This is a genomic window from Desmonostoc vinosum (assembly GCF_059505385.1).
In genome coordinates, this window is sequence record NZ_JCACKM010000028.1 from 44048 (window position 1) to 56752 (window position 12705).

17 protein-coding genes are annotated in these 12705 nt (G+C 42.8%); 16 read left to right on the forward strand and 1 reads right to left on the reverse strand.

The features are described from left to right. Positions 1-59 precede the first annotated feature (59 nt). The 16 genes from AC5JMF_RS03915 to AC5JMF_RS03990 all read left to right on the forward strand — a co-directional run bounded on the left by AC5JMF_RS03915 (position 60) and on the right by AC5JMF_RS03990 (position 12405). Positions 60-1853 (forward strand): iron uptake porin, encoded by a 1794-nt coding sequence (locus tag AC5JMF_RS03915; protein WP_495794427.1) that lies wholly within the window; start codon positions 60-62, stop codon positions 1851-1853. A 151-nt stretch (positions 1854-2004) separates the two neighbouring features. Then, complete coding sequence (locus AC5JMF_RS03920) at positions 2005-3069, forward strand: hypothetical protein (protein ID WP_495794409.1); 1065 nt, start codon at positions 2005-2007, stop codon at positions 3067-3069. Positions 3070-3483: 414 nt separating this feature from the next. Beyond that, positions 3484-4155: a DUF1361 domain-containing protein gene (locus tag AC5JMF_RS03925; protein WP_495794410.1), complete on the forward strand. Its 672-nt coding sequence runs from the start codon at positions 3484-3486 to the stop codon at positions 4153-4155. A 304-nt stretch (positions 4156-4459) separates the two neighbouring features. Beyond that, on the forward strand, positions 4460-5998 hold the full coding sequence (locus AC5JMF_RS03930; RefSeq protein WP_495794411.1) for a class I SAM-dependent DNA methyltransferase: 1539 nt from the start codon (positions 4460-4462) through the stop codon (positions 5996-5998). Between the two features lie 31 nt (positions 5999-6029). Further along, positions 6030-6656: a Uma2 family endonuclease gene (locus AC5JMF_RS03935; RefSeq protein WP_495794412.1), complete on the forward strand. Its 627-nt coding sequence runs from the start codon at positions 6030-6032 to the stop codon at positions 6654-6656. Between the two features lie 35 nt (positions 6657-6691). Continuing rightward, positions 6692-7321: a Uma2 family endonuclease gene (locus AC5JMF_RS03940; protein WP_495794413.1), complete on the forward strand. Its 630-nt coding sequence runs from the start codon at positions 6692-6694 to the stop codon at positions 7319-7321. Positions 7322-7330: 9 nt separating this feature from the next. Further along, complete coding sequence (locus AC5JMF_RS03945) at positions 7331-7546, forward strand: hypothetical protein (protein ID WP_495794414.1); 216 nt, start codon at positions 7331-7333, stop codon at positions 7544-7546. 108 nt (positions 7547-7654) lie between these two features. Next, positions 7655-8008, forward strand: a complete 354-nt coding sequence (locus AC5JMF_RS03950; protein ID WP_495794415.1) for a hypothetical protein — start codon at positions 7655-7657, stop codon at positions 8006-8008. 25 nt (positions 8009-8033) lie between these two features. Next, positions 8034-8243, forward strand: coding sequence for a hypothetical protein (locus AC5JMF_RS03955; protein WP_495794416.1), 210 nt, complete (start codon positions 8034-8036; stop codon positions 8241-8243). 2 nt (positions 8244-8245) lie between these two features. Next, a complete protein-coding gene (locus tag AC5JMF_RS03960) occupies positions 8246-8398 on the forward strand; it encodes a hypothetical protein (protein ID WP_495794417.1) in 153 nt (50 codons plus the stop codon). A gap of 7 nt (positions 8399-8405) precedes the next feature. After that, a complete protein-coding gene (locus AC5JMF_RS03965) occupies positions 8406-8681 on the forward strand; it encodes a hypothetical protein (RefSeq protein ID WP_495794418.1) in 276 nt (91 codons plus the stop codon). Further along, complete coding sequence (locus tag AC5JMF_RS03970) at positions 8678-9853, forward strand: restriction endonuclease subunit S (RefSeq protein WP_495794419.1); 1176 nt, start codon at positions 8678-8680, stop codon at positions 9851-9853. Before AC5JMF_RS03965 ends, AC5JMF_RS03970 begins: the two co-directional genes overlap by 4 nt. Before the next feature lies 1 nt (position 9854). After that, positions 9855-11168 carry an AAA family ATPase gene (locus tag AC5JMF_RS03975; protein WP_495794420.1) on the forward strand — a complete coding sequence of 438 codons (1314 nt, stop codon included), beginning with the start codon at positions 9855-9857 and terminating at the stop codon, positions 11166-11168. Between the two features lie 228 nt (positions 11169-11396). Continuing rightward, the gene (locus AC5JMF_RS03980; protein WP_495794421.1) at positions 11397-11744 is read left to right on the forward strand and encodes a hypothetical protein; all 348 of its coding nucleotides are present in this window, start codon (positions 11397-11399) and stop codon (positions 11742-11744) included. Further along, positions 11745-11933 carry an element excision factor XisH family protein gene (locus AC5JMF_RS03985; RefSeq protein ID WP_495794428.1) on the forward strand — a complete coding sequence of 63 codons (189 nt, stop codon included), beginning with the start codon at positions 11745-11747 and terminating at the stop codon, positions 11931-11933. Beyond that, on the forward strand, positions 11890-12405 hold the full coding sequence (locus AC5JMF_RS03990) for a XisI protein (RefSeq protein WP_495794422.1): 516 nt from the start codon (positions 11890-11892) through the stop codon (positions 12403-12405). Before AC5JMF_RS03985 ends, AC5JMF_RS03990 begins: the two co-directional genes overlap by 44 nt. A gap of 12 nt (positions 12406-12417) precedes the next feature. Here AC5JMF_RS03990 and AC5JMF_RS03995 read toward each other — a convergent pair. Further along, positions 12418-12705: hypothetical protein (locus AC5JMF_RS03995; protein ID WP_495794423.1), on the reverse strand; the 288-nt coding region annotated here is incomplete at its 5' end.

Below are 12705 nucleotides of genomic sequence, written 5' to 3' on the forward strand. Positions count from 1 at the left end.
CCACTCCATCAAATATCAAAACCAAACATCAAAATATACTCAAAAAATCTCAAGATAAGATTCGATTCCAGAATGTTGCTCACTCAGATTCTCAACCTGTAGCAGAAGTTGCACAGCAGAATACACAACAATTTTCCTCTACATCTCCAAACTCAGACAATCTCATATTTGATCCCAGCCCTCAAACCACTCCATCAAATATCAAAACCAAACATCAAAATATACTCAAAAAATCTAAAGATAAGATTCAATTCCAGAATTTTGCTCAGTTGTATTCTCAACCTGTAGCAGAAGTTGGACAGCAGCAAAACACACAAGAATTTTCCCCCACATCTCCAGACTCAGACAACCCAATGTCTCAGATTACATCTGTGTCGCAACTTGAAGATGTACAACCATCTGATTGGGCTTTTGTAGCTCTACAATCTTTAATAGAGCGCTATGGCTGTATGTCAGGATATGGCGATCGCACTTATTTAGGCAACCGTGTCATTAACCGTTATGAATTTGCCGCTGGTTTAAATGCTTGTGTAGAGAGAATTCAAACAGCTATTGCTAACAATAAAATTAATACTGTTAATAATGATGATTTGGCGCAACTGCAAAGATTAGAAGCCGAATTTCACACAGAATTGCAGCAGTTACAAGGACGTATAAAGACTGTCGAAAACCGCACTAGCGACTTGCAGAAAAATCAGTTTTCTACAAATACCAGACTTTTTGGTCAAGCCATTTTTAGTTTAGCGGGAACGAATAGCACTGATGTAGATTTGTTTCCCAGAGACGGAGTACCCGAACGCCAGGGGGAAACAAATCTGACTTTCACAAATAGCGTACAACTAACGTTAGCAACTTCGTTTACAGGACGAGATTTACTATTAACAGGGCTGTCTGCTGGCAATTTGGGATCTACAGCATCGCTACTATCTACCAATATGGGGCGATTGGGTTTTGAGTCCAACACAGACAACAATTTAGTGATTAGTGACTTATCTTATCGATTCCTGCTTTCAAATAACTTGGGGGTTGTTGTGGGTGCGGCAGGTGTCAACCCAACTAATACTTTTCGCGGGATCAATCCTTTAGAAGGTTCTGGCGATGGTGCAATTTCTCTGTTTGGTCAGCGTAACCCAATTTTGACCATTGGTAATGGTACTGGTGGTATTGGCTTTGATTGGCAAATTAGCGATCGCATTAGCCTACAGGGCGTTTATAGTGCAGAAATTCCCAATTTCCCTGGCAATAGCAACCAAGCTGGATTATTTGGTGGTAGGTGGACAGCAGGCGCTCAGTTGAGTTTAGCACCCACCAATGACATTGATCTCGCAGTGCATTATCTTTACTCCCACTCCCCAGATGGCTTACTCGGAAATGGTATCGGTGATAGTCAGTTGATTTCGCCTTTTGCAGATGCAACAGCTTTTGATACTCAAGCGGTTGGTGCAACAGTTGCTTGGCGCATCAACCCTAACGTGACATTAGGCGGTTGGGGTGGGTTTTCTCACTCCAAACCAGTCAACCTCTCTGGAAGTGTAGAAACCACAAATTGGATGCTGTTCGCGGCTTTTCCCAATTTGCTGCGTGCTGGTAACTTAGGAGGCATTCTTGTGGGGCAACCGCCTAAGATTACTTCTAGTAACTTACCCGATGGTTTTAATTTCCCCAACTTTTCCGATGGCGGGACAAAAGGCGATCGCACCGATACATCAATCCACGTGGAAGCCTTTTACCGTGCCCAGTTGAGTGACAATATTGCCTTGACTCCTGGCTTGTTTGTAATTTTCAACCCAGATCACAATGCTGATAATACTCCTTTGGTTGTTGGAGCATTAAGAGCAACTTTCCGGTTTTAATTTTGTACTGATGTAAATGTAATTAAATATGCTGATTGCATACTATGCAAATCAGTGTGTAATAGTGGCGTAGTGCAGTATGGGCAAAGAAAACTAGCTCATCAACTTATGCGTGTTGATTTTCCGAGGTAATTAAAGGAGCAAACTTTTGATGAAATTAAATTTATTAGTAGTCAGTAGCACCTGTTTAACCGCAGCCATCATGAGTTTGAGTGGCGCAAGTGCTTCCGCCCAACTCACAATTAACAGTACAGGGACATTATCGGGTACTATTCAACTTCCCGCAATTAACCCCAATTTCAATAGAAGTGTGACTCGTGTTGATACAGATTCAAATGGCACTTACTCACGGAACATGGGTTCTAGAAGTAATCCTAATTATGTTCCGATTTACAAGTCAGAATATGTACAGATGAGAACCCGCAGTGATGGCAGTCTGCATTACTATGTTGATTTTAAAGGGATACCAGTTGTATCGTTCGATGGTATTGTCTCTTCACCTCTGCTCTCTGGTGGGGAATTGCAACCCTACAAATACCAAGGAAGATTGGCAGGAACCAAATTTCAAGGTGTAGTTCAAGATGAATTTAACCTCACAAGAGCCTACTATACTGGCATTGTCACTGATCCAAAAACCGGCAACCAATATCAAGGTACTTTTGAACTCAACGGACAAGGGCCACGATACAGCGATCGCAATGGCGGCGCAAGTCCCACAGTCTTTGATTTCAAATCTGATATACCAGGTTCCCCATCCGTCACATCCTTGACTATGACTAACTCTCCATTAACAAGGTTGACAATCAAAATTCCTGCAACTGCTACTTTAATAACTCCCACGCCAGTAAGTGGTGGTAGTACGACTCCTCCCGCGCCAATAGTTGGTGGTGGCAGCACAACCCCTCCCGCGCCAGTCATTGGTGGTGGCAGTATACCAACTCCTGCGCCAGTCATTGGTGGTGGTACATCCAGCGTCACTACGCCGCAGGTATCGACTTCACCAATACCTACAACTAACACAAGTGAGTCTGATTCATTGCTCTCAACTACACCCAATATTGAGTTTAGTGGTAGTAATGGCACAGTCAATCAAGTGGTTACTAATTCTGCAAATCTTACTCAAGTTGCGTGTTCACAGGATAGTATCAATTGTGACACAAAATCCTCTTCGCCCAAGCAAGCGATCGGGCCTCGTAGTCGAGTGCTGTTACCCTAATATCAAAGGGATTGGGGAACTTGGGGCCCCCGAGGGGATTACTTTCAAGGGTAGGTTTTTCATATTCAGTCTGAAAAAGCCGTATTAATTCTCCATAAAAGTAACCGAAGAACCCGAATTATTTAATCCTTCCCACATTTTGGAATATTTTCCCAGTCCCCAGTTTTTATCTGGAACTCAAGCTAGGCAAAATGAAATCAATAATCATAGCTAGCTTAAAAACAAAATTTTAGTCAGGAAAGTTTTACCAGAAGTTCTTTGCGGCGGTTCCACTACCCAAACTTCCTTGAACTGGTATATTCTATCCTAATTAATTTCTGGCTATACTAGTGGCTTAAGCCAATTGATTGAGCAATTTGGCAGGATTAATCAGAGCAAATCTAGATCAATCACATATTTTGTGAGTATACGCTTATGAAAGCAGAATTGATTGAATTAATAGCCAGAGTTCTTCAGGTCTTACGAATTAATATGAATTGGATGACCTGGAATTTATTTCTAGCTTTTATACCTTTGGCTTTAAGTGTTTGGCTGTTTCGCATCAGACGTCATCGTTCTTGGCTTTGGTGGCTAGGATTCTTAGCTTTCTTTGCATTCTTGCCGAATGCGCCTTATTTGTTGACTGATGTAATTCATCTTATAGACGATATCCGTAATATTCAATCTGTATGGATTATCACTTTAGTATTGATTCCTGTTTATCTGCTAGTAATTCTCGCGGGATTTGAAGCCTATGTAATATCCTTGATTAACTGGGGTTACTACTTACACCGCATTGGCAAAAGCCAATGGATTTTGCGGGTTGAATTAGCCACTCATGCTTTATGTGCTATTGGGATCTATTGGGGGCGATTTTTGCGTTTTAATAGTTGGGATTTTATTACCCAACCTGATGCCATTCTGACTAAAGGTGTAGAGGAAATTCTTGGTAAACAGCCATTAGTAATTATTGCTGTTACTTTTTTTGTACTGATTGGACTGTACTGGATTATGAAAAGAGTAACTCTGGGTTTTTTTCAGCAACCACAAAATAGCTACACTATAAATACACCGCAACCCAAATCTAACAATACCAATGTGGAATAATTAAAGCTTTTTACCAAAAAATCAATAATTTTGAAGTTTCATGACCCTAATTTTTATAAATAATTGGGGTTATTTTTATTCAGGCGATTTTTCCGATACAATGCATTGCATTAAAATTGTCACGATTAAACGCCACTGATCATTTAAACGTAAGGAACTGGCATACTTAGCTTGAGTCTAATCATCCACTTTCTTTTGTTAGTACATAAATACTATATTGCCTGCAATTATTATCGAGTATAAAATGTGAGACTGCGCTGCTCACGCTTGTTACTAGCACTCTATCAGATAAGACAAACACAACATGATCTCAGGGGAAATTAAAAGTCAAATAGATAAAATCTGGGATGCCTTCTGGTCGGGTGGTATCTCCAATCCCCTCGAAGTCATTGAGCAAATTACTTACTTGCTGTTTCTGCGTCGCCTTGACGACCTGCATACCCTGGAAGAGAACAAAGCTAATCGACTCAAGCGCCCGATGGAGCGCCGGATTTTTCCAGAGGGTGAAGATATTAAGGGACGTGCTTACGATGATTTGCGTTGGTCGCGGTTCAAGCACTTTGCAGCGTTGGAGATGTTTGCTGTAGTCAATAATCATGTTTTCCCCTTCCTGCGGACTTTGGGAGGGGATGAATCGACTTACGCGCACCACATGAAGGATGCCCGCTTCACGATTCCGACACCTGCCCTATTGTCTAAGGTGGTGGATTTGCTGGATGGTGTACCGATGGAAGACCGGGACACCAAAGGCGACCTCTACGAATATATGTTGGGTAAGATTGCCTCGGCTGGACAAAATGGACAGTTTCGCACGCCGCGCCACATTATTAGGCTGATGGTGGAACTGACCGCACCAAATCCGGGGGATGTAATATGTGACCCGGCTAGTGGTACTTGCGGCTATCTCGTGGCTGCTAATGAATACGTGCGATCGCATCACCCGGAAATTCTGCGCGATGCCAAGCTAAAGGAACACTTTCACCATCAGATGTTTCACGGGTTTGACTTTGATAATACCATGCTCCGTATTGGCAGTATGAATATGCTCCTGCATGGGGTGGAAAACCCGGATGTGCGTTATAAAGACTCGCTAGCAGAGGAGCATTCTGGTGATGAAGAAGCTTATACCCTTGTCCTGGCTAATCCGCCTTTTGCTGGGTCATTGGACTATGAAAACACGGCTAAGGACTTGCAGGCGATTGTCAAAACTAAGAAGACTGAGTTACTATTTGTTGCTCTGTTTTTAAGATTGCTCAAGCCTGGGGGACGGGCGGCGGTGATTGTGCCGGATGGGGTGCTTTTTGGTTCTTCTAAGGCACATAAGGAACTGCGCCGCTTGTTGGTGGAGGAGCAGAAGCTTGATGCTGTGATATCTCTGCCGGGTGGTGTGTTTAAGCCCTACGCGGGTGTTTCTACGGCAATTTTGCTATTTACTAAAACTAACTCTGGTGGAACTGATTTTGTTTGGTTCTACGATGTGGATGCTGACGGCTGGAGTTTGGACGATAAAAGAACGCCTTTACTTGCTGATGACAAACTAGGCCCTGTACCTGCTGCCCAGTTAACAGCAGAGGAGCATACTAAGAATAATCTGCCGGATGTGTTGACTCGTTGGCAATTGCGAAATACTACAGAACCAGAGCAACCCCGCACGGCTCAGAGTTTTTGTGTACCCAAGGTTGATATTGCTACTCAGGGATATGACCTCAGCCTGAATCGTTACAAGGAAGTGGTGCATGAAGAGGTAGAACACCGCGCACCTAAAGATATCCTTGCTGATTTGGCAAAGCTGGAAGCGGAGATTCAGCAGGGAATGAAGGAATTAGGGGCATTGTTAAAATAGTTAATACAAGCGGTTTATGGGAGAAATAGCCATGACAGTTGCAAGTGCTAAAAAAATGACTTTTGAGGAATTTCTTCAATTTGATGACGGTACGGATACTTTATATGAATTGGAGAATGGGGAATTAATTCAAATGCCTTTTGAAAGTGAGCTAAATCGGCGAATAGCGATGTTTTTAGTTGCCTATTTTCTTAAATTAAGTATTCCCTATTATCGCTTGAGTATGAAAACAGAAATTGCTGTAAATAGTCGTATGGTAGGGGTACGTGTGCCTGATTTGGTGGTGTTTTCGGAAGAGTTGGCGATCGCAATGCAAGAAGCTACGCGATCGCTAATTTTGATGGATATGCCGCCGCCTCTGTTGGTGGTTGAGGTGGTGAGTCAGTGCGTTGCGCGGGTTCCCCGCGTTGAAGCAACTGACGAACCCGTAAGGGTGAGTGCGAATCAGGAAAATCGGGATTATCGCTATAAGCGTTCGGAGTATGCAGCGCGAGGGGTTGCTGAGTATTGGATTGTCGATCCTATTGCCCAAAAGGTGACGGTTTTGGAATGGGTAGAGGGATTTTATGATGAGCGAGTTTATCAGGGAGAAAGTGCGATCGCTTCTTCAATTTTTGCTAATCTTCAGTTAACTGCGGCTGAAGTCTTGCAAGGATAAATAATTAATACAAGCGGTTTATGGGAGAAATAGACATGACAGTTGCAAGTGCTAAAAAAATGACTTTTGAGGAATTTCTTCAATTTGATGACGGTACGGATACTTTATATGAATTGGAGAATGGGGAATTAATTCAAATGCCTTTTGAAAGTGAGCTAAATCGGCGAATAGCGATGTTTTTAGTTGCCTATTTTCTTAAATTAAGTATTCCCTATTATCGCTTGAGTATGAAAACAGAAATTGCTGTAAATAGTCGTATGGTAGGGGTACGTGTGCCTGATTTGGTGGTGTTTTCGGAAGAGTTGGCGATCGCAATGCAAGAAGCTACGCGATCGCTAATTTTGATGGATATGCCGCCGCCTCTGTTGGTGGTTGAGGTGGTGAGTCAGTGCGTTGCGCGGGTTCCCCGCGTTGAAGCAACTGACGAACCCGTAAGGGTAAGTCCGAATCAGGAAAATCGGGATTATCGCTATAAGCGTTCTGAGTATGCAGCGCGGGGAATTGCTGAGTATTGGATTGTTGATCCAATTGCCCAAAAGGTGACGGTTTTGGAATGGGTTGAGGGTTTTTATGAGGAGCAGGTGTATGTGGGAGATCAGGCGATCGCTTCACTGGTATTTGCCGATCTCAAGTTGACTGCTGCTCAAGTTTTACAGTGCCATTAAAAGGATTAAATGAGTCAAGAACAGCTACAAGAATTGATGAATCAAACGAAAAACCTCTCAAACTCAGCACGGCTGAGGTTAATTAGCCACCTGCTGGCAGAAGTGAGACGAGCGCCGGAGTCAACAAGAGAAGCAGCGATCGCTCGAATTCGTCAACGTTGGGAGATATTGCCGATTCAGTCGAGTAGTCAAGTGCAAGAGTGGAAGGAACAAGGGCGACCTTAATGGTGATTGATACGATGGTTTTTGTGTATGCTTTGTTGCGTGTTGAATTGCGATCGCGTATTCTCTAATGCTATCTACATATAAGTTATATTATTGAAATTCCAAATTATGCAAATTACTTTAGACATACCTCATGAGATTGCTCGGAATTTAGAATCTCGCAAGTCAGATTTACCGCAGATTTTGGCTCTAGGATTGCGAGAAATTACGGCTAATCCTTCTACAGGTTTTTCTGGACTGACTGAAGTTTTAGAGTTTTTAGCAAAGTTACCATCTCCTCAAGAAATTTTAGCTCTTCGTCTTTCGCCTATGGTTCAAGCTGAAATTGAATCTCTTTTAGACAAAAATCGTACTCAAGGTTTAGATGAAAGCGATCGCTGTCTGTGGCAACATTATGAGTTTATTGAGCATTTGGTACGTCTTGCTAAAGCTCAAGCTCTGCTCAAGTTAAAGTTATTTTAGATTTAAATTTATTGGTAGGTTTGATATGGTTCCATCTGAATTGTTAACTTATTTAAGAAAGCTAAACAATGCGGATAAGTTGTATGTTATCCAAGTGCTTGTTTCTGAGTTGGCACAAAAAGAAGAGGACTTAATTAAGGAAAATCAAAGTTATCCTGTTTGGTCGCCTTATGATGCGTTCGAGGCGGCTGATGTGATGCTAAAGGTGCTGGAGGATTCTAAATCGAAACAATAATAATGAGTGAGATTAACCGATATTCTTATATTTCTACTGATGTGGCATTAGGTGAGGCTAGTTTCCGTCCAATTTTACCACTTTGTTTATATCATCAGCAAAATTCTGTCATGGTATCTGGATTATTGGATACTGGTGCAATGAAGAATTTTTAGAATAATCATGAATGTAAATATAGGTGTTGAGGATGTTGGAATCACCAGTTGGTCACTAATTGCTTTGGGTGACATTTTCGAGCGATCGCGCACGGCTCAAAGTTTTTGTGTACCAAAGGTTGATATTGCTACTCAGGGATATGACCTCAGTTTGAATCGTTACAAGGAAGTGGTGCATGAAGAGGTGGAACATCTCGCACCTAAAGACATCCTGGCTAATTTGGCAAAGTTAGAGGTGGAAATTCAACAGGGGATGGAGAAATTGGAGGGATTGTTGAGATGAGTAGCTGGACACATCAACCAATTTGCTCATTAGGCACAGTTGTTACAGGTTCAACTCCTAAAACGTCTGAAGCTCACTTATACGGGGGCGACATTCCATTCGTTACACCTGCTGAACTTGACAAATTTGCACCTGTTATAACTGCTGCAAGAACATTAAGTGAAATTGGTGGGAGCGAGGCGCGTTTGCTTCCTGAAGGAACTGTTATGGTTTGCTGCATTGGCTCACTTGGAAAAATTGGAATCGCTGGTCGGACAGTTGCCACCAATCAGCAAATTAACTCTGTGGTGTTCGATACACGACTTGTTTTGCCCCGATTCGGGTTTTATGCCTGTCGCCGCCTGAAATCGAAACTGGTGACAATGGCTCCTGCAACAACAGTTGCGATCGTCAACAAGTCCAAGTTTGAGCAGCTTGAAATTCCAGTACCTCCCTTGGAAGAGCAGAGGCGGATTGCAGAGATACTTGATCGCGCCCAGTATCTCATATCTAAACGACGGGAAGCGATCGCTCAACTCGACACCCTCACCCAAACCATCTTTATAGAAATGTTCGGCGATCCAGTTACGAATCCGAAGGGTTGGGAAGTTAGAAAGATGAATGAATGTGCTGAAAGGATTCAAATTGGCCCATTTGGTACACAACTGCATGAAGAAGATTACATTGATAATGGCATTCCATTGGTCAATCCAACGCATATTCAAGATGGAAAAATATTTGCTAACACATCTTTTTCGATTTCCAATGAAAAGCATCAACAGCTTGGTCAATATCATCTTGAAGTTGATGATGTAATTTTAGGACGAAGGGGAGAAATGGGACGCTGTGCAATTGTCTCCAAAAATGAACATGAATGGCTCTGTGGAACTGGTAGCTTATTTATTCGACCAACGAACACACTAATAAATTCAGTTTATTTGTTTTCTATTTTATCTAATCAATCAATCAAGAAATATTTAGAAAAAGCTTCGCAAGGAGTCACAATGGCTAATTTAAATAAAACAATTGTTAGCCAAATCCCTGTGGTTCTTCCGCCCTTGTCTCTTCAACAAAAATTTGCCTACCATGTTGAATCTGTAGAAAAACTCAAAGTAGCACACCGCGCCTCACTATCAGAACTCAACACGCTTTTTACTTCCCTCCAACATCGTGCATTCCGAGGAGAATTATGACATGAACGCCATGCTAACAGAATTTACCCTCGCCAACTTCAAAAGTTACAGCACAAGCCGATTGCCCCTTGGATCGCTAACCGTACTAATCGGAGCCAATGCCGCAGGCAAAAGTAACGCCCTTGAAGGTTTGCGCTTTCTGTCATGGCTGGCACAAGGACAAAAACTCTCCAGCATTCAATATGCAGTGAATAGTGCAGAGCGCGTTGTACGCGGTCGAGTAAATGATTTGTGTCATCGGGGAGAGTCAAATTTTACCATTGGTTGCCGTTTAGACTCCCCAGACTGGAACCAACTCGATATAACCCTGAATGTGCGTGACGGAGAACTGCACATCAGTAGTGAGCGAATCGTTGGCTCGACAAGTCAAGTGCCGCTATATGACCTAGATCAGCCTTCTCAAGGAGTAGGGACTGATGTTGGTGTCGCATATAACAACTTTACAAGGGGGAAGAATAAGCCACGAGTAACGTGCAGCGATCAGATGGCTATATTCGTGCAATTAGACACCCCTGCCCATTTTGATCCAAAGTACCCCATATCCCAAAAGATAATTCCTGAGACCGTCCGCGAATATCAACGAATTTTAAAGAACATCCTGTTTCTAGATCCCGTTCCCGCCAGAATGCGCGAGTACAGCTTCAAATCTGATAAGCGATTACAAGAAGATGGTACTAATCTTTCCAGCGTCCTGTATCGCTTGTGGGAGAATCAAGCCGAAAATCAACAGGCAATTCTCAACTTTATCCAGAGTTTACCAGAACAGGCTATAGATGGGCTAGATTTCCTTTTCGGCCCACGGGATGAAGTCATGGTGCAACTAGCAGAAACCTTTGGCAATACCCATCGCTATTGTGAAGCCGCATTATTATCTGATGGGACGTTGCGGGTGTTAGCGATCGCGGCTGCTATGCTATCAGCACCCGTTGGTAGTTTAGTGGTCATCGAGGAAATCGACAACGGCGTTCATCCCAACCGCGCTAAACATCTACTCGCCAGCATCCGGGATATTGCCGAGCGGCGGAAATTGCGGGTGCTGCTTTCTACCCACAACCCAGCCTTAATGGATGCCTTACCCGATGCTGCCCTCGGTGATGTAGTGTTTTGTTTCCGCAATCCAGAGTCAGGAGATAGCCGCCTTGTACGGCTTGGGGAGATGTACGATTTCCCAAGTCTGATATCTCAGGGGCCGCTCGGCCAACTGGTAACTGCTGGGGTAGTGGATCGGTTCGTCAAGTCGCCGCACACACCTGAAGACAAAAAACACCAAGCTATGGAATGGCTGTCTCGTTTGCAGGAGTACGGCAATGAGTAGTATCTGCCTGATAGATAAGCTGTTCCATATATAACTTGCATAATTAGGGCGGGCAAGATGCCCACCCCACAAGAGTTTTATTTAATTTGATTATGTAATTTAGATGTTTTTTAGCTTACCAGCATATTCCTCGAAATACTCAACGTCCCCAACTATAATCAGCATAGAGCATCAGTCCTCGAAAATTTTCAGACCTATGCTCAATCTGGCTGTACTTTTTTGTTGCCTATGGCGACGATACTCGAAACAGGCAACCACATTGCCCAGAACGGTGACGGCAGAATGCGAAGGAAAACCGCTAAACGTTTTGTTGAAGAAGTTAAAAAAGCATTCACAGGCGAAGCTCCCTGGAAACCTACTACATTCCCGAACACCGCAGAGATATTGGAGTGGATTGACGACTTCCCCGATCTGGCTGGTAGAAACAAAGCTCCTCTTAAGTCAGAAGGAACCAGCTTTGGAGATATGAGCATCATTCAGGAATTTCATAAGTCGTGTAATCTTTTCCAAATGAGTGAAGTGTTTATCTGGTCACTAGACAGCGATTTACAGAATTATCACCAAAGGGGAAAATGACTGTATGAGCTAGTTTCCCTTTCTCCAACTCCAGAACGTGACCTTTATCTTGCTGTTTCTGAAGCAACCTACAGCGACATCTTCACTGAGCCAATTGGAAAACTAGCGATCGCTCAAATACCTCTAAAGCTGATTATTAGACCTCTTGCAAAAGTCGGATACTCGCCAGAAAATAAATTTTCTGGCTGATAACTCAAGTCGGTTTCAACCGACTAATAACAGTATTTTTAGTCCGTTTCAACGGACTTTTGCTATTAGGCAGAGACTTGAGTCTCTGACGGTTCAAGTATTTTTGCAAGAAGTCTATTGTAGATTTAAAGAAAAAGGAAGTAAGCCAATGGATACCATCACGACCTATCGAGAAATCGTCAAGCAGGTAATTAGTGATTATGCCAAACTGCGCCCATCCCACGGCAACATCCGCTTAGATGTCATATTTGACGAAATGCGCGATCGCTATGCTCTGATGCAAATTGGTTGGGATAGAGGGCGACGTATCCGTGGCAACCTACTCTATGTAATTATCGAGAACGGGAAAGTAATAATTGAATACGATGGTATGGAATGTGGAATTACTCAGGACTTAGTTAACAAAGGTATTCCTGAGCATGACATCATACTGGCTTTTCTTGAAGAATCACAGCCACTTGCCAGAGTTTAAAGAACGGCATTGTTAACCATTGGCAATTTCTAAGGATTGCTCAGAAGCGATCGCCGCGTCAATCTGCCCCTTATTTACTGCATAAAAACTCAGAGCTAGATAATGCTGGTAGTTTCCTGCCCATTCGACAAACACTTCGTCGTCAGAAGTTTCTCCTTTGGTATATTTAGCAAAAAATTCTTCTGAACTCATTTGGTACTTGATTTCATAGGTATTTAACTGTTTAGTCAGAGCAATCAGCGCATCTATAGAACTCCTATTTGATTTTTGAAAAAGAGTACGAGATAATACGGTTGAGTG